The 20839-nt window shown below is 65.9% G+C and carries 19 protein-coding genes; 11 read left to right on the top strand and 8 right to left on the bottom strand.

The window, feature by feature from the left end:
• Window positions 1-38 precede the first annotated feature (38 nt).
• Genes AC5Y30_RS25270 through AC5Y30_RS25260 form a run of 3 tightly spaced genes read left to right on the top strand, consistent with a single transcriptional unit; the run spans window position 39 to window position 2598 of the window.
• A complete protein-coding gene (locus AC5Y30_RS25270) occupies window positions 39-1178 on the top strand; it encodes an alpha/beta hydrolase (protein WP_499922002.1) in 1140 nt (379 codons plus the stop codon).
• Window positions 1178-1558: a nuclear transport factor 2 family protein gene (locus AC5Y30_RS25265; protein WP_499922000.1), complete on the top strand. Its 381-nt coding sequence runs from the start codon at window positions 1178-1180 to the stop codon at window positions 1556-1558. The genes AC5Y30_RS25270 and AC5Y30_RS25265 overlap by 1 nt, the downstream gene beginning before the upstream one ends.
• Entirely contained in the window at window positions 1555-2598 is a 1044-nt protein-coding gene (locus AC5Y30_RS25260) for a TIGR03857 family LLM class F420-dependent oxidoreductase (protein WP_499921998.1), read from the top strand. The genes AC5Y30_RS25265 and AC5Y30_RS25260 overlap by 4 nt, the downstream gene beginning before the upstream one ends.
• 16 nt (window positions 2599-2614) lie before the next feature.
• Here AC5Y30_RS25260 and AC5Y30_RS25255 read toward each other — a convergent pair whose 3' ends face one another.
• A complete protein-coding gene (locus tag AC5Y30_RS25255) occupies window positions 2615-4111 on the bottom strand; it encodes an acyl-CoA carboxylase subunit beta (RefSeq protein ID WP_499921996.1) in 1497 nt (498 codons plus the stop codon).
• A 213-nt stretch (window positions 4112-4324) separates the two neighbouring features.
• Between AC5Y30_RS25255 and AC5Y30_RS25250 the strand changes: the two genes are divergently transcribed.
• Genes AC5Y30_RS25250 through AC5Y30_RS25235 form a run of 4 tightly spaced genes read left to right on the top strand, consistent with a single transcriptional unit; the run spans window position 4325 to window position 7634 of the window.
• Complete coding sequence (locus tag AC5Y30_RS25250; RefSeq protein WP_499922026.1) at window positions 4325-5545, top strand: cytochrome P450; 1221 nt, start codon at window positions 4325-4327, stop codon at window positions 5543-5545.
• Window positions 5546-5593: 48 nt separating this feature from the next.
• Complete coding sequence (locus tag AC5Y30_RS25245) at window positions 5594-6415, top strand: SDR family NAD(P)-dependent oxidoreductase (RefSeq protein WP_499921994.1); 822 nt, start codon at window positions 5594-5596, stop codon at window positions 6413-6415.
• Window positions 6416-6456: 41 nt separating this feature from the next.
• Complete coding sequence (locus AC5Y30_RS25240; RefSeq protein ID WP_499921992.1) at window positions 6457-6897, top strand: VOC family protein; 441 nt, start codon at window positions 6457-6459, stop codon at window positions 6895-6897.
• Window positions 6894-7634 (top strand): SDR family NAD(P)-dependent oxidoreductase, encoded by a 741-nt coding sequence (locus AC5Y30_RS25235; RefSeq protein ID WP_499921990.1) that lies wholly within the window; start codon window positions 6894-6896, stop codon window positions 7632-7634. The genes AC5Y30_RS25240 and AC5Y30_RS25235 overlap by 4 nt, the downstream gene beginning before the upstream one ends.
• Window positions 7635-7636: 2 nt before the next feature.
• Here the strand turns inward: AC5Y30_RS25235 and AC5Y30_RS25230 are convergent, their stop codons facing one another.
• Both AC5Y30_RS25230 and AC5Y30_RS25225 read right to left on the bottom strand, forming a co-directional pair.
• Complete coding sequence (locus tag AC5Y30_RS25230; protein WP_499921988.1) at window positions 7637-8794, bottom strand: Zn-dependent alcohol dehydrogenase; 1158 nt, start codon at window positions 8792-8794, stop codon at window positions 7637-7639.
• Window positions 8791-10023, bottom strand: a complete 1233-nt coding sequence (locus AC5Y30_RS25225) for a cytochrome P450 (protein WP_499921986.1) — start codon at window positions 10021-10023, stop codon at window positions 8791-8793. Before AC5Y30_RS25225 ends, AC5Y30_RS25230 begins: the two co-directional genes overlap by 4 nt.
• A 356-nt stretch (window positions 10024-10379) precedes the next feature.
• On the opposite strand from AC5Y30_RS25225, the gene AC5Y30_RS25220 reads away from it, so the two are divergent.
• The 3 genes from AC5Y30_RS25220 (at window position 10380) to AC5Y30_RS25210 (ending at window position 13936) form a co-directional block, all read left to right on the top strand.
• Window positions 10380-11339, top strand: a complete 960-nt coding sequence (locus tag AC5Y30_RS25220; protein WP_499921984.1) for an alpha/beta hydrolase — start codon at window positions 10380-10382, stop codon at window positions 11337-11339.
• A gap of 190 nt (window positions 11340-11529) precedes the next feature.
• Window positions 11530-12681, top strand: coding sequence for an acyl-CoA dehydrogenase family protein (locus tag AC5Y30_RS25215; RefSeq protein WP_499921982.1), 1152 nt, complete (start codon window positions 11530-11532; stop codon window positions 12679-12681).
• 10 nt (window positions 12682-12691) lie between these two features.
• Entirely contained in the window at window positions 12692-13936 is a 1245-nt protein-coding gene (locus tag AC5Y30_RS25210; protein WP_499921981.1) for an acyl-CoA dehydrogenase family protein, read from the top strand.
• On the opposite strand, the gene AC5Y30_RS25205 is transcribed toward AC5Y30_RS25210, so the two are convergent.
• From AC5Y30_RS25205 to AC5Y30_RS25195, 3 genes are all read right to left on the bottom strand, one after another.
• Window positions 13933-15900, bottom strand: a complete 1968-nt coding sequence (locus AC5Y30_RS25205; RefSeq protein ID WP_499921979.1) for a SpoIIE family protein phosphatase — start codon at window positions 15898-15900, stop codon at window positions 13933-13935. The two genes, AC5Y30_RS25210 and AC5Y30_RS25205, sit on opposite strands and share 4 nt — an antisense overlap.
• A 260-nt stretch (window positions 15901-16160) precedes the next feature.
• Window positions 16161-17366, bottom strand: coding sequence for an amidohydrolase family protein (locus AC5Y30_RS25200; RefSeq protein WP_499921977.1), 1206 nt, complete (start codon window positions 17364-17366; stop codon window positions 16161-16163).
• A gap of 98 nt (window positions 17367-17464) precedes the next feature.
• Window positions 17465-18496 carry a hotdog fold thioesterase gene (locus tag AC5Y30_RS25195; protein WP_499921975.1) on the bottom strand — a complete coding sequence of 344 codons (1032 nt, stop codon included), beginning with the start codon at window positions 18494-18496 and terminating at the stop codon, window positions 17465-17467.
• 44 nt (window positions 18497-18540) lie between these two features.
• Here AC5Y30_RS25195 and AC5Y30_RS25190 point away from each other — a divergent pair, with 44 nt between their 5' ends.
• Window positions 18541-18723 carry a hypothetical protein gene (locus AC5Y30_RS25190; RefSeq protein WP_499921974.1) on the top strand — a complete coding sequence of 61 codons (183 nt, stop codon included), beginning with the start codon at window positions 18541-18543 and terminating at the stop codon, window positions 18721-18723.
• Between the two features lie 66 nt (window positions 18724-18789).
• On the opposite strand, the gene AC5Y30_RS25185 is transcribed toward AC5Y30_RS25190, so the two are convergent.
• Together AC5Y30_RS25185 and AC5Y30_RS25180 are read right to left on the bottom strand one after the other, a co-directional pair.
• On the bottom strand, window positions 18790-19245 hold the full coding sequence (locus AC5Y30_RS25185; RefSeq protein WP_499921973.1) for an SRPBCC family protein: 456 nt from the start codon (window positions 19243-19245) through the stop codon (window positions 18790-18792).
• 57 nt (window positions 19246-19302) lie between these two features.
• Window positions 19303-20820: an HNH endonuclease signature motif containing protein gene (locus tag AC5Y30_RS25180; RefSeq protein WP_499921971.1), complete on the bottom strand. Its 1518-nt coding sequence runs from the start codon at window positions 20818-20820 to the stop codon at window positions 19303-19305.
• Window positions 20821-20839: the final 19 nt, after the last annotated feature.

Raw genomic sequence — 20839 nt, 5'->3', positions numbered from 1 at the left:
ATACACCGGCTTCAAACTGGCTTAGCAAGGTGAGCGACATGGCGACGGCGGCGAACGGGCTGAGCCTGGCTAAAGATGTGGTTCGCGAATTGGGAATGCTGGCGCCGCGCACCGTGGCCGGCCTGCGCGAGTCGACGGGTTGGGTCCCACTATCGCCACGCGGTGCGCGTCAGTTCGGCGAGGCGATGCTCGACGAATTGGTGCTGAGCGCCTTTTCACTGCTGGGCGGCAGTCCCGCGGAGATGCGGTCACTGGACGTGTGCACCGCGGCCGCCGAGGAGCTCTCGTCGCTGGGCATCGACCGGGCGCACGCGGAGCCGAACCCGTTGCGGCCAACCTCGTTACGCAGGCGCAGCATCGCCGGTCTTGCCTACGAGCGGATGGCTTTCGAGCACGACCCGACGTTGCCGGCCACGCTGGAGGCCGACGGGCTGGGCGGCCCTGCACGGGCGGTGGTGCGCCTGTGTCGGCACCACGACGGACCTCGTCCATGGCTAGTCTGGGTGCACGGGGCCGGCCAGGGTGGCGACGAAGACCTGCTGATGGCACGGATTGGGCGCATCCACCACAAGCTGGGCTTCAATGTCGCGCTGCCGGTGCAGCCCGGTCACGGCTGCCGGCGACGCCAATGGCCGGCCTATCCCGACATGGACCCGCTGGGCAATGTGGCGGGGATGATGCGTGTGGTGTCCGAGGTGCGCGCGGTCGTGCGGTGGGTGCAGCCACAAGCCACCGCTGTTGTGGTGGCGGGGATTTCGATGGGCACTCCGGTCGCCGCACTCGTCTCCCACCTGGAGAAGCAGATCGATGCCGTCGCCCTGTACACGCCGATTCTGGGGCTCAACGCGATGATCGCGCGGCACCTGCAGCGGTGGGGCGCATCGCGGGCAGGATTCCGCGAGTTGCTGCAATCCCCCGTGGTGACCCAGCTGACGTCGGTGATCGATCCGCTGGCGGTCACTCCATCCCCGCCGCCGGATCGCCGCCTGATCGTCGGGGCGTGGCACGACCGGATGGCGATGCGCGAGCCCGTTGATGCGTTGCACGAACGCTGGGGCGGCCAGCTGTACTGGTACGACGGCAGCCACGTCGGACACGTCTTCTCCCGGCGGGTGCAGCGGATCACCGACCGTTTCCTGCGCGACGTGGCCGCGCGAAAAGCCGCGGTGCCGGGTTGATGGCGCCCACGTGGACCGCGCGGACGGTGGTCGAACTCTACAACCTCGTGGTGTGGAACGAACGCAACATCGATCTGGCCGAGGAGTTGTTGGGCGACACCGTCATTCGGCACGAGGTGGGTTCCTCGCGTACCCTGACCCACGCCGAAGCGGTGCAGCGCGTGGTGGACATGTGGCAGCTGGCCGATTCGCTGCGCTTCGACATCAACCTCGTCATCGAGGGCGAGGACGGCGAGCACGTCGCCATCGTCTACGACTCGACGATCACCACCAAGGACGGCACCGAGACCAACATCGCCAGCATCGAGGTGTTCCGCGTCGTCGAAGGCAAGATAACCGAGGTGTGGAACTGCGGCTACCAGCAAGGGGTGTGGAATTGAGCGACCATGCGCTTGATGAGTTGGGCTTCTACCTGCTGGCCGGGGCCGGTGGTGAGGGCCCTGCGACGTTGATGGACGAGGCGCGTCGCGGCGAAGAACTCGGCTTCGGCACCGCCTTCATCTCCGAGCGGTGGAACGTCAAAGAGGCTTCATCTCTGGTCGGGGCGGCGTGCGCGGTGACCAATCGGATGCAAATCGCCACCGCGGCAACCAATCACAACACCCGCCATCCCCTGATCACCGGATCCTGGGCGACCACGATGCATCGCCTGTCCGGCGGCCGGTTCACCCTGGGCATTGGCCGCGGCATCGCCGCGATCTACGGGGCCTTCGGAATCCCGGCGGTGACGACGGCGCAGATGGAGGACTGGGCTCAGGTCATGCGCCGGCTGTGGCACGGCGAGCTGATCTTCAATCACGACGGCCCGATGGGCAAGTACCCCATCTTGTTCCTCGATCCCGACTTCAACGAGGACATCCGGCTGGCGCTGGTGGCCTTTGGGCCCAACACGCTCGCGCTCGGCGGACGCGTGTTCGACGACGTCATACTGCACACCTACTTCACGCCGGAGACCTTGCAGCGCAGCGTCAAAACCGTGAAGTCGGCTGCGGAGAAGGCGGGCCGCGACCCGGACAGCGTGCGGGTGTGGTCGTGCTTCGCCACCGTCGGTGACCACCTGCCCGAAGAACTCCGGCTCAAGAAGACCGTCGCGCGTCTGGCCACCTACCTGCAGGGCTACGGCGATCTGCTTGTCGCAACCAACAATTGGGATCCCGCTGTGCTGCAACGCTTCCGCGAAGATCCGGTGGTCACCTCGATCGCGGGTGGGATCGATCACAAGGGCACGGCCGAGCAAATCGAGCACATCGCGACGCTGATTCCCGATGAATGGCTGGAGCCATCGGCCACCGGGTCGGCGCAGCAGTGCGTGGACCGCATCCGCAAGGAATTCGACTACGGGGCCGACGCGGTCATCATGCACGGTGCCACACCCGACGAGCTCGAGCCGATCGTCGCGGCCTACCGCGCTGCGAACTAGCCAGACGCGCGGAAAGTCACGGCATGATGACGGTCCGGGTCACGGGCTCGGCGGCGGCTTGCCGGCCGGACAGGCCACGCTTCAGCGAGGCGAGTAGGGCGTCCCGTGTCTCGCGTGGATCGATGAGTTCGTCGAACCCCATGTGCTCGGCAGACCGGTAGGACGCCTGCAACTCGGCCTCGCGTAACTTCGCGGTGACGTCCTCGCCGGCGTGTGTGGCCCGGCCCAGCGCGGCCGCGCTCATGGCGCCCATCGTCGCCCCGGGATAGGCGAAAGTCGCGGACTGGCTGTCGAACCCCAGCAGGGACATGACCATGGAGCCGAACCCGTATGCCTTGCGCAGCGTCACGTGCAGCTTCACCGTGGTGGCGGCCGTCTGCGCGGCGAACATCCGCGCCCCGGCGCGCAACACACCGCTGCGCTCGGAGCGGCTGCCGGGCAGCATGCCGGGATTGTCGGCGAGGAAGACGAGAGGCAGGTGGAACGAGTCGGCGACCAAGATGAAGTGCGCCGCCTTGTCCGCGGCCGCGGCGTCGATGGAGCCGGCGAGCACCTGAGGTTGGTTGGCCACCACCGCGACCGGGTGGCCACCGAGATGGGCCAGCGCACAGATGATCGCCTTGCCGTACTGCGGCTGGACTTCGAACCAGTCGGGCCGGTCGAAGATCACGTCGAGCACCGCGCGCATGTCGTAGACGCGGCGGTTGTCGCGGGACACGATGTCGAGCAGCTCGGGCGTCGCCCGTGGCTCGCTGTCCTCGTGCTGCGGCAACGACGCCGGGTACGACCATGCGCTCGGCGGAAAGTAGGACAGGTAGCGCCGGACGTCGTCGAGGACGGCTTCGTCGTCCTCGACGACGTTGTGGATCACGCCGCTGGGCAAAGCGACGTCGGGCCCACCCAGGTCCTCCTTCGAAATGTCTTCTCCGGTCGACTCTTTGACGACGGGTGGTCCGGCGGTGAAGATCGCGCCCTGCCTGCTCATGATCCGGAAGTCGCAGACCGGAGCCACCAGCGCGCCGTGTCCTGCCGACGGCCCGAGTACGGCACCGACGGTCGGGACGCGACCCGAGCACTGCGCCTGGGCCAGTAGATCGGTGGGGGTGCGGCCGTAGTGTCCGCCCCCGGGGCGAAAGCCGGCGCCTTCGAGCAGCATCACCAGCGGGATCTTGTCGCGCAGCGCCAGTTCGGCGATGCGGTACCGCTTGGAGTTGCCGCCGGGCCCGATGCTGCCCGCCATGGTGGTGAAGTCCTCGGCGCCCAGCATCACCGGTGAGCCGTTGATCTCACCGGAGCCGACGATCAGGCCGTCGGCCGCGATCTCGCCACCGACCAGCGTGCCGAGCTCGCGAAATGTGTGCGGGTCGAGGAGGTACTCGATCCGCGCGCGGGCGTCGAGCTTGCCTTTGTTGTGGTGCTTGTCGAGTCGCTCCGGTCCGCCCATTGCCCGCGCGCGCTGACGGCGACGCTCGAGGTCCTCGAGCGTTTCTCCCCAATCCTGGGCTTTCGGCATGTCTATGTCCTACCTCATGGAAGATTCTTCGCGCGACCAGTTCGATGGTGGCGACCCGCTGCGCCCGGCTACGCCGCGCTTGCGCTCACCACAGATTTGTAGGGTCACATACTGGATTGCTTACTGTAAAGTTACCCGCAGGCCCGACGCCGCGCGCCTCAAGGTCGACGGGGCGTCCCAAATCGAGGAGTCTCGGCAGTGAGCGCACCGACGATGGACGAGGCCGCGAAGCTGTTGGCGGACCCGTTGGCGTACACCGACGAGCGCCGGCTGCATGCGGCGCTGACGCACCTGCGGGCCAACGCCCCGGTGTCCTGGGTGGACGTTGCGAACTACCGGCCGTTCTGGGCGATCACCAAACACGCCGACATCATGGACATCGAACGCGAAAACATGCTCTTCACCAACTGGCCGCGGCCCGTGCTGACCACCGCGGCGGGCGATGAGATGCAGGCCGCCGCCGGGGTGCGCACGCTGATCCACCTGGACGACCCCCAACACCGGGTGGTGCGCGCGATCGGCTCCGACTGGTTTCGCCCAAAGGCGATGCGGGCGTTGAAGGTTCGTGTCGAGGAACTGGCCAAGATCTACGTTGACAAGATGATGGCGGCGGGCCCCGAATGCGATTTCGTTCAGGAAGTCGCCGTCAATTACCCGCTCTACGTGATCATGTCGCTGCTCGGGCTGCCCGAAGCCGATTTTCCGCGCATGCTCAAGCTGACCCAGGAATTGTTCGGCAGCGACGACTCAGAATTCACACGCGGCACCACAAACGAAGACCAGCTGCCGGCGTTGTTGGACATGTTCGCTTACTTCAACGGTGTGACGGCGTCTCGCCGCGCGAATCCGACCGAGGACCTCGCGTCGGCGATCGCGAACGCCCGCGTCGACGGCGAACCCCTCTCCGACATCGACACCGTGTCCTACTACCTCATCGTGGCCACCGCCGGCCACGACACCACCAGCGCGACCATCTCCGGCGGGTTGCAGGCGCTGATCGAAAATCCGGAACAGCTCCATCGCCTGCGCGACAACCTGGACCTGATGCCGCTGGCCACCGAGGAGATGATCCGCTGGGTAACCCCGGTCAAGGAATTCATGCGGACCGCCGCCAAGGACACCACCGTGCGTGGAGTGCCCATCGCCGCGGGGGATTCGGTGCTGTTGTCCTACGTTTCGGCCAACCGCGACGAGGACGTCTTCGCCGATCCGTTCCGCTTCGACGTCGGGCGCGAGCCCAACAAGCACGTGGCCTTCGGCTACGGTGTGCACTTCTGCATGGGTGCCGCGCTGGCCCGCATGGAGGTCAGCAGCTTCTTTGCCGAGCTGCTGCCACGGCTCAAATCGATTGACTTGAACGGTGACCCGGAACTGGTCGCCACTACCTTCGTCGGCGGACTCAAACACCTGCCGGTTCGCTACTCGCTCGCTTGAGGTGCGGCCGCGGCGGCTGTCGCTACACTCCCCGTGGAGGTCGAGGCAATGGCGCGCAGGACGATTGTCATCACCGGTGCCAGCGACGGCATCGGCGCCGCGGCGGCCCGCCGGCTCAGCCACGGCGGCCACGATGTGGTGTTGGTGGGACGCTCGGAGAGCAAGACCGCGGCCGTGGCCGCGGAGCTGGACGCCGACTACTTCGTTGCCGACTTCGCCGACCTGTCTCAGGTGCGGGCCCTCGCGGACAAGATCCGGTCGCAGTATCCGCGCATCGACGTGCTGGGCAACAACGCCGGGGGAGTGTTCTCCAAGCCGCAGCGGACGGCCGACGGCCATGAGATCACCCTTCAAGTCAACTACCTGGCGCCGTTCTTGCTGACCACCCAGTTGCTGGATGTCTTGGTCGGTTCGCGAGCCACCATCGTCAATACGTCCAGTTCGTCCCAGCGACTGTTGCGCAAAGTCAAACTCGCCGATTTCGACGCAACGGACCGGCGCCGGCCGAGCACCGCCTATGCGTTGGCGAAGCTGGCAAACATCCTGTTCACCAAGGAATTACATCGGCGCTTTTTCGCCGACGGTCTTTCGGTGGCGGTGGTCCACCCGGGTTTAGTCAATACCAACATCGGTCAATCATCTGGGTCACGGTTTCTGACCACCATGCAACGGACGCCGGTCAGCAAAATGATCAAGTCCGCGGATCACGGCGCCGACCAGCTGGTCTGGCTGGCGACGAGCGTGCCCGGAGTCGACTGGGTGCCCGGCGAGTACTACGTGAAAGGCAAAGTCGCCAAAGCGAATCGGGCGGCCGACGATCCCGTCCTCGCGCACCGGTTGTGGGATCACACCATGGCCAAGGTCGTTTAGGGGCCGCGGACGTCGGAGGCTCGGTACTGGAGAGGAAGTTCATGCTAGGGATCCATCACGCCGCAATCTGCACCGCTGACGTCGACCGTTCGATGAAGTTCTGGCGTGACGGCCTGGGATTCACCAAGTTGTTCGGCCACACCTTCACCGGAGACTGGCCGGAACTGTTCGGCGCGCAGACCGATCGGCTGCAGTCGGTATTCCTCGGTGATCCACAGACGCCAGATGCCGGGATCGTCGAGTTGGTTGTCTTCGAGGGTGCCGACGAAGCGCCGCCCGTACCGGCGGGTCCCCGGCACGGATTCTTCCTGCTCTCCCTGCAGCGTGACGTGGACGAAACCCTGGCCGCGCTAGCCGAATTGGGCTTCACCGACGGTGTTCGCCGGATCACCGCTGCGGCCCCGGCGGGCAAGACCGTGCCGATGGCCGTCATCACCGCACCCGAGGGCGTGGTGGTCGAGTTGATCGGGCCCGCGCAATGAGCGCCGCGAGCGCAGTGGTGACCGGCGGCGCCTCCGGCATCGGGCGGGAGGTCGGCCGACGGCTACGCGACGTGGGCCACGACGTCGTGGTGTGGGATCTGTCCGGTGGTGACATCGCCTGCGACGTCAGCGATCCCGATGCGGTGTCGGCGGCGATGGAACGAACGGTGCGTGAGCACGGTACGCCCACCCGGATGGTCACCTGCGCCGCGATCGGTGCGTCGGGTTTGTTGCTGGACCAGCCGCTCGACGAGTGGCAACGGGTGTTATCGACGAACCTGACCGGCACCTGGCTCTGCATTCGCGCTGGGGCGCAAGCCATGATCGACGCCGGAGTCGGCGGCTCGATCGTGGCGGTCTCCAGCATCAGCGCCACCGTCGCCGACCGGGACATGGGCGCGTATTGCGTCTCGAAGGCGGGGGTCAACATGCTGGTGAAGGTCGCCGCCGAGGAATGGGGCGGCCACGGCATCCGGGTCAACGCAGTAGGTCCCGGTGTCACTCGCACACCGATGCTGCCGAATCCGGAGGCGTTGCCCGGCTGGGTGGAAGGGCTTTCCGAGCGGACCGCATTGGGCGGGCTGGGCGAGGCTTCCGAGGTGGCCGCCGCTATCGTCGGCGTCCTCGAATTGCCATGGGTGACCGGACAAATCGTGCATGCCGACGGCGGCTTGGCGCTGCACAGCCCGATCGACGCGTACGGCCAGCTGCAGCGGGTGCGCAGCCGCAGCAAATAAGCTCAGGCGATCCCGAAATCGATAATCCCGCGGACGATCCTGCCGCTGAGCAGATCGTCGTAGGCGTCGTTGACCTCATCGAGGCGATAGCGCTTGGTGATCATCTCGTCGAGCTGAAGCTGGCCGGTCTCATACAGCCGTGCCAGCCGGGAGATGTCAGCCTTCGGATTGCACGAGCCGAAGATGGTGCCCGCCAACGTCTTGTTCATCAAGATGAAGTCCTGCAGGTCGATCTTGACCGACCGGGTCAACTGCGACGTCATGCCGGTGAGCACGCAGGTGCCGCCCTTGCGGGTGAGCTTCACCGCGTCGCGGACGTCCTCGGCGGTGATCAGCGACGGCGATACCACCACCGCGTCGGCCATCACCCCGTAGGTCAGGCCGCGCACCAGATCCAGCGCCTCGTCGATCGTGGCCGCGGTGTGCGTCGCGCCGAACCGCAGCGCCGACTTCTGTTTGAACTCCACCGGGTCGAGCGCCACGATCTGCGCCGCGCCGTTGATCCGGGCACCCTGAATCGCGCCCGTGCCGATCCCGCCGACGCCGATCACCACGACGGTATCGCCGGCGCGCATGTTCGACCGGTTGGCGACCGAACCGTAACCGGTCGGGATGGCACAGGACAGCAGCGCGCTCGACGTCAGTGGCAGGTGCTGCTCGATCTTCACCAGTGAATTGGCCGATACCACAGTGTGTTCGGCGAAGGCGCCGATCTTGGCGATGTGACCCAGCTTGCGGCCGTCGGCGGTGTGGTGACGGAACGTGCCGTCCGTCGGCATTCCCGGGATCATGGTGCCCATGCCGACGTCGCACAGGTACTCGATTCCACTGGCGCACCAACGACATTGGCCGCACACGGCGACGAATGACATCACCACGTGGTCTCCAGGGGCGAAGTCGGTGACACCGGGCCCGACCTCCCGCACGATGCCGGAGCCCTCGTGCCCGCCGATCATCGGGAACATGGTCGGCAAACCCATCGACCGCATCACCTCGTTGGGCGCCGACATGTCGCCTTTGAGGATGTGGTCGTCGGAGTGGCACAGGCCGGCCGCTGCCAGCTGAACCAGGACCTCGCCGGTCTTGGGGGGATCGAGCTCGAATTCCTCGACAGACCACGGTCCGCCGACGTCGTGCAGAATCGCTGCGCGGCTTCTCATGCGGCGGGGGTGAACGTGACCGGAAGCTTGTTCGGCGACCGGAAGGTGAGCCCGACGATCTTGGATTCCACTCCGGTTTCGTCATCGGGCACGAATGCCAGATTGTCGACGCGGTCGAACAGGCTGTTCAAGATGACCCGCGTTTCAAGCCGGGCCAGGTGCATGCCGAGGCACATGTGGATACCGCCGGCGAAGGCGATGTGGGATTGGCGGGGCCGGCAGATGTCGAACGTGTTGGGATCGGTCCACCGGCTCTCGTCGCGATTGGCCGATCCCATGCACATGTCGATCTGGGCCTCGGCCGGAATGGTTTTGCCGCCGATTTCGACCTCCTCGGTGGTGGTCCGCATGACGGTGGTCAGCGGCGTTTCGAACCGTAGACCCTCCTCGATCGCCATCGGGATCAATGACCGGTCCTTGGTGACCATCGCCAATTGTTCGGGGTGGGTCAGCAGCAGGTACAGCAGATTGCCCGACGAACGATAGGTGGTCTCCAGGCCGGCCGGCAGCAGCAATCGCAGGAAGGCGATGATGGCCTCGTCGGTGAGCTTCTCGCCGTCGATCTCGGCGGCAACCAGGTCGCCGATGATGTCGTTGGTGAGCTCGCGCCGTCGTTGCTCGACTTGTTTGAGGAAGTAGTCGTAGAGCTCGGTGGCGGCGGTCAATCCGGCCATGATGTCGGTCGGGATCGAGATCAGGTCGAGGGACAACCGCCGGAAGAAATCCAGATCCTCGGCCGGCAGGCCGAGCAGCGTCGAGATGATTCGCGTGGGAAATTCGAAAGTCAGCGCCTTCACCAGATCGGCATGCCCGTCGTGCTTGATTTCGTCGACCAGCTGATCGCAGACCGGCCCGATGACCGACGGTTCCCACCGCTCCAGCGCGGTCGCCCGGAACGCCTTGGCCACCAGGTTGCGGTGGTCGTGGTGTTCCCTGCCGCCCATCGCCAGGATGGTGTGTCCCATCACCAATCCGATCGTCTTGTCGTAGGCGGCGGAGGTGAAGATCCGGTCGTCGCGGAAGGCTTGAGATACACCGTCGTAATCGAACAGGACCCACTCGTCGCTGGGCCGCAGCTCTTCCGGCAACTGCGTGTTGTCGTTCAGCGAGCCGTGCCACACCGGGTCGGTGTGCCGCATGTGTTCGAAGAACGGGTAGGGACTGGTTTCGCCGGTGAAATCGAGTGAGGGTACGACGGGCTGACCATTCGGGCCAGTGCTGAGCGTCATCAGCGCTCCTCCTGAGACAACCGATAAGGCCGTTCACGCGGACCGGATCGCGAGTGGCCGCGAATTTCACGGCGGGGGTAACCGAGCTGAAAATAGCTATCATAGTATAGATAGCAACGAAGCCCAACGACCGGGATCCGCCGGGGCGGACTGCGCCCGATCGCGGGGTGTCGAAGACCGGGCGGATAGGGCCTCATTTCACCGCGACGCCGGCTCGCCGGGCTTGATTCGCGGCGCCGAGCACCTGATGTGTCAGTGCCTGAAAGCGCAGGTCTACGTTGAAGGAGGTTTCCGTTGGGGCCCACCTTCGAAGACCACCGATGAGCCCGCACGACGAGCCCGGAAAATGAGTTGATATGACACAGACGAATTTGGCGCGGCCGCACGGCCTCAACCGCATCGATCCGGTGCTCCGCGACGCGGCCGTCGAGCTGGGCGCCTTCGAATTCCGTGCCGAGACACTGCCCGCCGAGCGGGAACACGCCAACCTGCTCGCCGCGCGGCGCGCCGCGGCCGCCGATACCACTGGTGTCTCGGTCGATTCGCGATCGATCGCCGGTCCCGACGGTCAACAGCTCGGCCTGCGTTTGTATCGCGGCCGCAGCGAATCCTGCGCGCCGGTGGTGCTATACGCCCATGGCGGCGGGTTCGTCACCGGAAACCTGGAAACCGACCATGCGCACTGCGTGGAGCTGGCCCGTGACGGCAATTGCCTGGTGGTTTCGGTGGACTACCGCCTGGCCCCCGAAAATCCATGCCCGGCGGCGCTCGACGACGTCGAGGCGGCCCTCCGTTACGCCATCGAAAACAGCGCGGAGCTGGACGCCGACGCCGGCCGCATCGCCGTAATGGGCCGCGACGCCGGTGCTGCACTGGTCGCGGGTTTGACCCAGCGCATGTTCGATCAGGAAGGTCCACCGATCCTGATGCAGATCCTGCACCAGCCGATGCTCGACTCCGACGCCACGCCCTCGCGCCGCGAATTCCAGCGCACCCCGGGCCTCAACGGCCCGGCCGTGAGTCGGGCGTGGAACCACTATCTGGGCCACGCCAGCGCCAACGGTCAGCACGTCCCAGCGCACCGCGCCAATCTCGAAGGCCTGCCGCCCACGTTCGTCAGCTGCTCCGAGATCGACCCGTGCCGCGACGAGGCCATCGACTATGCCAACCGGTTGTTGCACGCGTACGTCCACACCGAACTGCACGTGATCGCCGCGACCTTCAACGGCTTCGACTCGATGGTCCCCGATTGGGTTGTTTCCCAGGAGAATCGGGCGCTGCACGCGCAGGCGGTGCGCCGCGTGTTCGCCATGTAGCGCAACCGTCTCGAAATACGTGCTGGTCTACGCCGTTACCGATCGAACTCCGGTATCTCTTACCGTATTGCGCGTTGCTAACATCAGGATCGCCAGCCAACCGAGGACCGATCGGGCGGATGATCAAACACACAAGCCGTTTCCGTTGCAGCCGCAGCGTTCGAATGTCACGAAGGACCCCCTCGGCACCATGACCACCCTCGACTCTCCCGAAAAGATCCTCTTCACCTCGACCACCCAAGCGTTCCTGGAAAAGGAAGCGCCGCTGCGCCGGGTTCGGGAGCTGCACGCCGCGGGTACGTCGTTCGACCCCGCGTGGTGGCGGCGCGCCGCGGAACTCGGCTGGACGGGCCTTCTCGTGCCGGAGGAGCTGGGCGGCGGAAGCGTCTCGGAGAACGGCTTCGCCGATCTGGCGATGGTCGCCGAGCAACTCGGCAAGACGGTGGCCCCTGGACCGCTGTATCCCGTGAGCACCGTGCTGGCCGGACTTGTCGAGTGCACAAACCCCGGCGAGCACGCCGACACCATCGAGGCGCTGATATCGGGTGACTCCGTGGCGTCGTGGGCGGTCTGCGAGCCGGGCGAGGGCTGGGCGCCGCTGAATCCCTCGGTCACGGCCACCGAAACCGATTCCGGTTACCGCATCGACGGCGTCAAGGACCGCGTCGAGGCGGGCGCCCAGAGCGCGGCGCTGCTGGTGGTGGCGCGCTGCGGCGCCGATCCCGCCGAGATTCGTCAGTTTCTCGTTCCGACGGACGCCCCGGGGGTCCTTGTTGAGCCCCAGCAGTCGGTGGATCTGGTCAAGCAATACGCCCGGGTGCACTTCGACGGCGTCGTGGTGCCGCGGTCGGCGGCCATCGGCACCGCCGACGAGACGGCTGCGCTCGTCGAACGACAAAGCCAGATCGCCCAGGTCCTGCAGTGCGCGGAGGTGGTCGGTGCCCTGCAGACGGTGTTCGACTTCACCGTGCAGTGGGCGCTGGACCGACACACGTTTGGCCGTCCGCTGGCGTCGTACCAGGCCCTCAAGCACAGATTCGCCGACATGAAGCTCTGGCTGGAGGCCTGTCGCGCCACCACCTCCGCGGCGGTCGCCGACGTCGCCGCCCGCGTGCCGGAGGCGAATGTGTCAGCCAGCATCGCCAAGTCCTACGTGGGCGAGATGGCGGGTCAGATCGTGCAGGCGTGTGTGCAGATGCACGGCGGCATCGGCGTCACCTGGGAACACGACCTGCACCTGTACCTACGCCGGATCACGTTGTACCGCGGCATGTTCGGGACGCCGGAGGAACACAATCTGCGCGTCTACGAGTTCGAGAAGGCGGGTCGTTCGGGGAAATGATCAGCTTCCGATGACGCCGACCGAATCCGTTGCACAGTTCGCCGCCCGAGCCAGGGCATGGCTGGCGGACAACATGCCCGCCGTCGACAGTGAGGCCCCACCCGCCGCACCGCGCGACGAGGAACGGTCGTGGCTCAGGGCCAGGGAACTGCAAAAGCGCTTGTACGACGGCGGATTCGCCGGCATCTGCTTTCCCCGTGAGTACGGCGGCCTCGGTCTGGACTACGAATACCAGAAGGCATTCGACGCCGAATCCCTCGGCTATGAGATGCCGCTGATTCTCAACACCCCGACATTCACGATCTGCTGTGCCACGCTGCTCGACACCGGCAGCGAAGAGCAGAAGAAGCAGCACATCGCCGCGGCGTTGCGCGGCGAGGAAGTGCTCGTGCAGTTGCTGAGTGAGCCCAGCGGCGGATCCGACCTGGCGGGTGTCCTCACCCGTGCCCAGCGGCGCGGTGACCGCTGGGTCATCAACGGCGCCAAGACCTGGAGCACGAGTGCGTTCGCCGCCGATTACGGCCTGTGCCTGGCCCGCACCGACTGGGACGTGCCCAAGCACGAGGGCCTGACGATGTTCCTGGTGCCCATCGCCCACCCGGGAATTACATTGCGGCACATCACGATGCTGAGCGGTTCGAAAGAATTCTGCGAGGAGTTCCTCGACGGTGTCGACGTCGGAGATGACGCCGTCGTCGGAGAGGTCAACGGCGGCTGGGCGGTGGCGTCCCGGCAGCTCTACCACGAACGCCGGGCGGTGGGTCAGGGGTCCGAGTTCGCCAGCGGCAGCGGCAGCGAGGGCGGCAATGCGATTCCGGTCGACTACGTGGCGCTCGCGGAGAAGACCGGGCACGCCGACGACGAACGCGTGCGCGAGATGGCCGGTCGCGCCCTGGTGCACCGCGCGGTGGCAGAGCAACTGATCGGGCACGTCTATCGCTGTGTCAGAGACGGCGTTTTGCCGCCCGCCGCCGGAACGCTCATCAGGCTGTTCCACTCCGAGACCACGACCACCGACGTCGACACGGCGCTGGCGATCGCGGGAAGTTCCGGCGTGGTGGGGGAGCAGGGCGCCGGACTCGAAACGGGTCTGCGGTATCTGTCCCGACAGACCGTCGCCATCGGCGGTGGCACAACGGAGATGGCCCGCAACGTCATCGGCGAGCGGGTGCTGGGCTTCCCCCGCGAATACGCCGCCGACCGCGGGGTGCCGTTCAACCAGGTACGGCACGGCGAGCGAGCCGATCGGGCCTAACCCTCGGCGACGAGATTCTCGGCGAGGCCGCCGACCACCGGGAGCTGCACGAGCGACAAGACGTGATGCGCCGGGCTTCCCGGCGGGGCCACCAGCACGTACTCGCTGCCCTGTCGGCGCGCTCGCTCGCGGGCGGCCGCCAGCGCGCTGACACCCGCCGATCCGAGATGGGTCACGGCGGTGAGGTCGACCGTCAACGGTGCGATGCCGGAGCGACTTTCGACAGCGATCTGACGGTCGAGGGTCGACGCGGTATTGGAGTCGACGTCGCCGCTGACCGCGATGCGGCCCGGCTCGCTGACCTCGGAGGCGAATTCCGCGCTGGCCGACCGCCGACCGGTCGCCCGGGCGACCGATGAATCCGTGACGAAGTTCGCCGGCCGGGAAAGTCGGTGCGTCACGGTGGCGGTCGTGCCGTCGGCTCCACGACTGACGTGCGCCTCCGACACCAGGGCCTCGGCCATGGCGAGGCCGCGGCCGCGGCCCGTCTCGCCCTCGCGGTGGTCCTTCCACCGGCCATGATCGGTCACCGACGCGTGTAGGTTGCCATCCCCGGACAGCGTTGCCTCGACGACAACGCCGTCGGGAACCTCTGTGCCATAACCGTGCTCGACCGCGTTCTCGACGAACTCCGAGATCGCGTGCACCACATCGGAGATGTCGTCGGTGTCGGCGCCGATCTCCGACAGCCACTGCCTAAGGCGGGACCGCACCGTACGCGCGGCCTGGATGGTCGCATCCACTGTCAGGTGCAACGGTGCGGGCGGTGTGCGGCGTTGCGCCGCGAGAAGTGTCACATCGTCGCTGTAGCCCGTCGAACGCAGCAGCAATTCCAGTGTCTCCGAGCAGATTCGGTCGATCGGCCGGACCGATGACTCGATGACGAAGCCGCGCTGCCCGCCGACGATATCCGCGGTCAGCTCGGCGAATTCGGCGGTGCTGGCGCCCACCGGCCGACCGGGCCTTTCGATCAGGCCGTCGGTGTACAGCAGAATCGAGTCGCCCACGTCAAGGAATTCGGTGCGGACCGGGAAGCCGGTGCCGCTGCCGAGCGGACCCGCGCCGGAAGGCTCGAGATAACGGGCGGTTGCGTCCGCCGTCACCAACAACGGCGGTGGGTGCCCGGCGGTGCAGTAGCGGAATTCGCCGGTGCCGAAGTCGAGTGAGCCGATGCAGATCGAGGCGGTGTCCGAGCCGGGGACGTGCTTGCGGAATCGGTCGACCGCCTCGAGTGCCTCGGCGATCGGATATCCCGCCAAGACCTGCATCCGCAGCGCGGTCCGCAGCTGCGACATCGCCGCCGCCGCTTCGACGCCGTGGCCGACGACGTCCCCGACGGCGAGCACCAGCCGGTCGCCGAGCGGTATCGCGTCGAACCAGTCGCCGCCGGCCGCGGTGTCCTGCGCTGCGACGAGATACTGCGCGGTCACGTCGGCGCCGGGGACGATGGGCACCGAGGATGCCAGCAGCGCCTGCTGCATGATGGTGGCGGAGTCACGAACGTTGCGATACCGCTCGGACATCTCCTCGAGGCGTGCGTCGGCGGCCATCCGGGTCTGCACCCGGCTCGTGACGTCGACGAAGGCCAGCTGTACGCCCTCTATCGAGCCGTCCGCCGCGCACCGTGGCGTGACGATGAAGTCGAAGAAGTGCTCCTGCGCGCTGCCCGCGCCTTCGAAGTCGGCCTGAACCCGCCACTCGGTGCCGGATTGCGGCTCGCCCGTTTGATACACCCGATCGAACATTTGAAAAATCTGCTGGCTCTCCAGCTCTGGATAGACCTCGCGTGCGAGTAGCCCGATTGGGTCGATTGGCGGGCCGAGTGCGCGGTAAGCCGCATTGACCGCGACAAACCGGTGGTCGGGCCCTTCGAGTCCGACCAACAGCGCGGGAACATTCTCGAAGACGCGGCGTACGTCGTCTGCCGCACCGACGGTTCTGTCCCAGTCGTTTTCGGCCACCATCCGACCGTTCCTCCTAGCGGCCTCCGGGCAGCCCGCGAAGACGGGCCGAGTCGGAACCGGTTCAAAAGGGCGGACCTATTTGCACACGTAGTTGTTCACATTAGCAACCGTTGTCGCACGCGTGTTGCCTCGGTTTGATGCCGGTCTAGGTGGGTGCGGGTGGTCGTGGTCGATCTCGTGGCGCGGCGCAGCCTGATCCGGTTTGCCCTTCGCGGATTCATCACAACCGCAACGTCTTCCGGCTCGCGCGGCGGCACCGATCAGGCTGAGATCGGCTTTTTGGCCGGCGCGGAAACCTTCATGAGTTTCATCAGGTTGCCGCCCATGATCTTGGCGATGTCGGATTCGGAGAAGTCGGTGAGTTCGTCGACGAAGGAGATGGGGTCTTTCAGGCCTTCGGGGTGTGGCCAGTCGGACCCGAACATCACCCGGTCGGTGCCGACCATGTTGACGATTTCGGTGAACCGGTCCTCCCAGAACGGGGTGATGTACACGCACCGCTTGAACGCCTCGATCGGATCCTCGCTGAACGACTGCGGCATCTTCTTGTAGACGCCCTTGAGGCCCTTGAAGAGATCCGGCACCCAGTCGGCGCCGTTTTCGATCGACAGGATCCGCAGTTCCGGGTTGCGCGACAGCGCGCCGTGGCACACCAGCGCACCCATGGCGTCGAGGATCGGCCGGTGGCCCATTGCGAAGCTGCGGAACGGGGTCGGCTTGAACGGCAGGAACTCGTCACCGGGTTCCCACACGTTGGCGAATTCGGAATAGCCGCTGTCCGAAGCGTGCATCGACACCGGGATCTCGGCCTTGATGCAGGCCTGCCAGAACGGGTCGAACTCCTCGAGCCCGAACGATCGGCTGCCGCGGAAGCCGGGCACCGGCGCCGGGCGAACCAGGACGGTGCGCGCGCCGCGCTCGAGGCACCACTGCAGTTCTTCCAGGGCGCGGTCGACGATCGGCAGCGTGATCACCGGGGTGGCGAAGATCCGGTCCTTGTAGTTGAACGTCCACTGCTCGTGCATCCACTCGTTGAGCGCGTGGATGACGTCGTGGGTCATCTCCGGGTCGTCCTTCATGCGTTCCTCGACCAGGCTGGCCAGGGTCGGGAACATCAGCGCATAGTCGATGCCGAGTTCGTCCATCACTTCGAGGCGCGCGCCCGGCTCACGGAAGGCGGGGATGGCCTTCATCGGCTCGCCAAGGATCTCGCGGTAGCTCTTGCCCTGCGCGCCGTTGCGGAAGTAGTCCTCCTGGGCGCCCGGCTTGGCCACCTTCTCGAAGGTGGGGTTGGGGATGTATTCGCTAATGTGGCCGCGCACAACGATTTTGGTGCGGCCGCGAACCTGCACGTAGTCGATGACGTTCTTGCGCTTGTCCGGAAGGTATTTGGTCAGTGCTTCCTGTGGCTCGTACATGTGGTTGTCGGCGTCGAACACGGGGAAGGAAAGTTCGCGCGAGGGCATGGCGATCTCCTTGGGAAAAGTCTGGATTCTCTGTCGCTGGTAATGACGTTACCACTTCTGCGCAATTAGCTGTACCGGATTCGCGGACCCCGGGCGGCTCAGGCGTCCGGCCAGCTAGGAAGCTTCGGTGTGGCGCCCTCGATGACGGCGAAGTTGACGGTCGCCGTCGCCAGCAGCTCGTCGTCGCCGTCGCCGTAGATGTCGACTTGCATGACCATTGCCCGCCGGCCCGAACGCAACATCCGGGGCACAGCGAACGCCGCGCCCTGCCGTACCGGCCGCAGATAGCGGATGAACAGATCCGCGGTGGTCATCGTGGTGCCCGGCTTCAGATAGTCCAGCCCGAATTGCCCGCCCGCCACATCCACGAGCGTGGCGATCAGCCCGCCCTGCAGCGCGCCGGACGTGTTGACGACGGCGGGACTCACCGGCATGGTCATGGCGAATTCGCCGTTGCGGGTGCTGGGGCGCATGCCGATTTGGCTGAACAGCTCGGCCAGCGAGGGGGCGGCCGATTCTTCGTCGGTGTCGCGGATGCCCAGGGCGCGGCTGCAGAAGTCGTAGAGCTGGCCGACATCGACCGGTGTCCCGTTCAATTCCGAACCGAGCCAATGCAATCGCTGCGCACCCATCATCGTCTGCATGACGATCGCGGCCGCCGCGCCGACGTCCAAGCCCGGGTTGAAAACGCCCTCGGTGATGCCCTGCCCGACGATGTCGCGAATCAAGCCGTGCAGCGGAGAGAGCACCCGGGCGTATTCGCGAGGCCGAGTCTCGGCCAGGTGCTGGTTGTAGAGAGTCAACGCTCGATTGAGGCTGTCTTGAGTGCTCGATTCCGGCTGCTGGCTGACCCTGTCGATCAGCAATTTCAATGCCGCGGTGCTGTCCAACGCCGTGGTTTCGGCGCGCCACGTCTGCACCGATTGAGCGATGGTTCGATCGAACAGCGCCAGCAGCAGTTCGTCCTTGCTGCTGAAATGTTGGTAAAAGGCTCGCAGCGACGTCTTCGAGCGCGCGACCACCTCTTGAACGGTGAAGTCCGTGCGTCCCGTTTCGCCCAGTATCGCGACGGCGGTTTTGATGAAGCGGTCGCCGCGAGTGATCTTCACTTCGTCTTTGGGGTCGGCCATCAGCGCTTGGTCCCCTTCCAGAGCGCGCAGGTCGCGCTATGAGAATGAGGTTACCGCGACTGACCGCCGCGCGAGATGGTGCTTACGCCTTCGGGCAGAAGATGCCGAGTATCTGCTGGCCGTTGTCCCTGGTGATGAGCGCCGGTGGCGGTGGAGGCTTCGGCGGCGGGTTGTCCCCGTCTCAGATCATGTCGGAGACGTTGCCCATCCCGGGCCACAGGGAGTAGTAGGTGTGGCAGACGTTCAATGTCCCAGAGTTACCGCTCGGCGGAGGGGGCTGGCCCGGGCCGACGTCACCTCCGTGTGACGCCTTCGGCTTCGTGCGCCAATGCCGCTGCTAGGCGCTTATAAGAGGCTTCGATCCTGGTCTTCATCAGATTTTTTGGAAGGCCGGGAATGCGCGGTAGGAAAGTTACGGTCCATATGATCAGCGATCCGTCCGGCCGCTCTTCGATGCGAATGTCACCCCGGTAGTCCTTCAGCGGCGTATACCACGGAAACGATGCGACATAGGCATGGTGATGCGGTCGCGTTCCATCGACGACCGTATCGCGTATTACGCTGTGCCCGATGCGCATTCGTCTGATGCCACCGATTGCAGTGTCAGGCTCTCCGTGCCGCTCCCAGGATGCGGCGGACACGGTAGGCAGGAAATCGGGCCAACGCTCGACATCCATAAGCACGTCATATACCGCTGCAGGTTTTGCGCGAGAGAGTTGTTCGACCCGGCATGACAGCGACCTACTCATGCTGCCGAAACGTACTCCAGGAGCTCAGCCGAATGCGGTGATTCAGGCGAATCTGCGTCAGAATGGCGGCGGGTCATCGTCGCGGTCTGCGGGAGGGGCGGGTCCGGCTGAAGCGGCCTGGCGGGCGGATCGGCGGGCTTGCCGTATTACGCGGTTGTGCCGGCGTTCGCCGGCAATGTACTTCGCGCGGTTCTCGGCGCGGGTGCGCCGCCGCTGCGGCATCATCGCGGCACGATCGGTGAGGCGGTCGGGCAGTCGAGGCTGGGCGATTTCACCGGTTGGCGCGCACAAGGACGGAAACAGGAGCGCACTGCCCGGGGTGGTCACGTATGTGTGCCCCGACGGGGCGCGCCAGATCACCGTGCCGTCAGGCAGCTGCTGATCCTGCCATCCCCAGAAGGTTTTGATCAGATGATGTTGTCGGCAAAGGCATTTGAGGTTGGAGGCGTGCGTCGCGCCGCCTTGAGAATGAGGAATCGTGTGGTCGAGATCCGCTTCGGTCGCGGGGCGGTCGCACCCGGGAAAGCGACACGTCAAATCGCGGCAGCGCACGAATTCGGCCAACGCCTGCGAAGGGACGTACCCGCGCTCCGGCGGTGCGTCGCCGGGATGCTTTACGGGCAAAAGCGTTGCTGAGCCGGCAAGCTCAGCGATCAGCTCCGCAGGGATAAGCACGTCGGTCCCGATCATCGAACCGTGGTCAGGCGAAGCGCCGTCGATGGTGCACTGATTGGCGACCACGTGGATAACCACCGGGTTCGCCGGGGTCGCGCCTGACGGACACGTCGGCTGCCCGCAACGGCACTGCAGCCTTTGGGCTCCGGCCGCCAGCGCCCCCATCGCGTCAGCGCGGCGCTGTTGCAGGGTGCGCGGATCAGCCTCGCATACTGTGGCGGCCAAGGCATTCAGCCGCGCATCGACGGCGTGGGCATCGGTGGCGAAGAGTGTGCCGTGAACCTCGGACAGGCCCTCGCCTCCATCCCAAATGGAGAACTCACGACCCGCCTGGTGCTCGCGGCGCCGCCGGACCGCGTCGCGATCGGCCCGGGCCACGATCCGGTCCACCGCAGCTGCCAGGCGTCCGCGCGTCATCGTCGGCCATCGTTGGACTCGCAGCGCGAGCGCAGCGTCGACCGCGGCCATGACCTCGGCATCGTTGATCAAGTCGGTGCGGAACACGATCGTCTGGAACGTGGAGTAACTGATGTCACCGGAAACCAACGCGGAGCCCACCTTTGGCAGCCGATTCCGCATGGCCCGCGAATAATTCAGAAAACTCGACGCCTGCGCCTGGCTGATTCTCAGCGCCGCTGCGATCTCGGCGGAGATGGAATCCCAGGTGTCGGTGGCCCAGGTCTCGCGCTCCCCGTATTGGCGCAGCCGCAGCATGTCGAGCTCGCCGATTGCCACCAAGCGCTCACCGGCCGCTCGGTTCTCCGCGCGCGATGACGAACAGATCCGTTCCAGCAAGGCCGCGGACTCCGGCGTCGTGGCTGGATTGAGGCGCGCGACCATCGCGTCAAACCGGGCGATCACCTCCGGTGGCGACCCACGTCCCGTCGGTCCTTCGAACATACATTCGATTATACGTTGC

The organism is Mycobacterium sp. NGS27 (assembly GCF_059813005.1).
The sequence above is the reverse complement of the archived record's forward strand: the minus strand, read 5'-3'. Positions and strand labels throughout refer to the sequence as shown.

What these genes read in the sequence shown, in the direction of transcription:
- AC5Y30_RS25270 (WP_499922002.1), top strand. Translation starts at nt 39, where the DNA reads ATGGCGACGGCGGCGAACGGGCTGAGCCTGGCTAAAGATGTGGTTCGC.
- AC5Y30_RS25265 (WP_499922000.1), top strand. Translation starts at nt 1,178, where the DNA reads ATGGCGCCCACGTGGACCGCGCGGACGGTGGTCGAACTCTACAACCTC.
- AC5Y30_RS25255 (WP_499921996.1), bottom strand. Translation starts at nt 4,111, where the DNA reads ATGCCGAAAGCCCAGGATTGGGGAGAAACGCTCGAGGACCTCGAGCGT.
- AC5Y30_RS25250 (WP_499922026.1), top strand. Translation starts at nt 4,325, where the DNA reads ATGGACGAGGCCGCGAAGCTGTTGGCGGACCCGTTGGCGTACACCGAC.
- AC5Y30_RS25245 (WP_499921994.1), top strand. Translation starts at nt 5,594, where the DNA reads ATGGCGCGCAGGACGATTGTCATCACCGGTGCCAGCGACGGCATCGGC.
- AC5Y30_RS25240 (WP_499921992.1), top strand. Translation starts at nt 6,457, where the DNA reads ATGCTAGGGATCCATCACGCCGCAATCTGCACCGCTGACGTCGACCGT.
- AC5Y30_RS25235 (WP_499921990.1), top strand. Translation starts at nt 6,894, where the DNA reads ATGAGCGCCGCGAGCGCAGTGGTGACCGGCGGCGCCTCCGGCATCGGG.
- AC5Y30_RS25230 (WP_499921988.1), bottom strand. Translation starts at nt 8,794, where the DNA reads ATGAGAAGCCGCGCAGCGATTCTGCACGACGTCGGCGGACCGTGGTCT.
- AC5Y30_RS25225 (WP_499921986.1), bottom strand. Translation starts at nt 10,023, where the DNA reads ATGACGCTCAGCACTGGCCCGAATGGTCAGCCCGTCGTACCCTCACTC.
- AC5Y30_RS25220 (WP_499921984.1), top strand. Translation starts at nt 10,380, where the DNA reads ATGACACAGACGAATTTGGCGCGGCCGCACGGCCTCAACCGCATCGAT.
- AC5Y30_RS25215 (WP_499921982.1), top strand. Translation starts at nt 11,530, where the DNA reads ATGACCACCCTCGACTCTCCCGAAAAGATCCTCTTCACCTCGACCACC.
- AC5Y30_RS25210 (WP_499921981.1), top strand. Translation starts at nt 12,692, where the DNA reads ATGACGCCGACCGAATCCGTTGCACAGTTCGCCGCCCGAGCCAGGGCA.
- AC5Y30_RS25205 (WP_499921979.1), bottom strand. Translation starts at nt 15,900, where the DNA reads ATGGTGGCCGAAAACGACTGGGACAGAACCGTCGGTGCGGCAGACGAC.
- AC5Y30_RS25200 (WP_499921977.1), bottom strand. Translation starts at nt 17,366, where the DNA reads ATGCCCTCGCGCGAACTTTCCTTCCCCGTGTTCGACGCCGACAACCAC.
- AC5Y30_RS25195 (WP_499921975.1), bottom strand. Translation starts at nt 18,496, where the DNA reads ATGGCCGACCCCAAAGACGAAGTGAAGATCACTCGCGGCGACCGCTTC.
- AC5Y30_RS25190 (WP_499921974.1), top strand. Translation starts at nt 18,541, where the DNA reads ATGAGGTTACCGCGACTGACCGCCGCGCGAGATGGTGCTTACGCCTTC.
- AC5Y30_RS25185 (WP_499921973.1), bottom strand. Translation starts at nt 19,245, where the DNA reads ATGAGTAGGTCGCTGTCATGCCGGGTCGAACAACTCTCTCGCGCAAAA.
- AC5Y30_RS25180 (WP_499921971.1), bottom strand. Translation starts at nt 20,820, where the DNA reads ATGTTCGAAGGACCGACGGGACGTGGGTCGCCACCGGAGGTGATCGCC.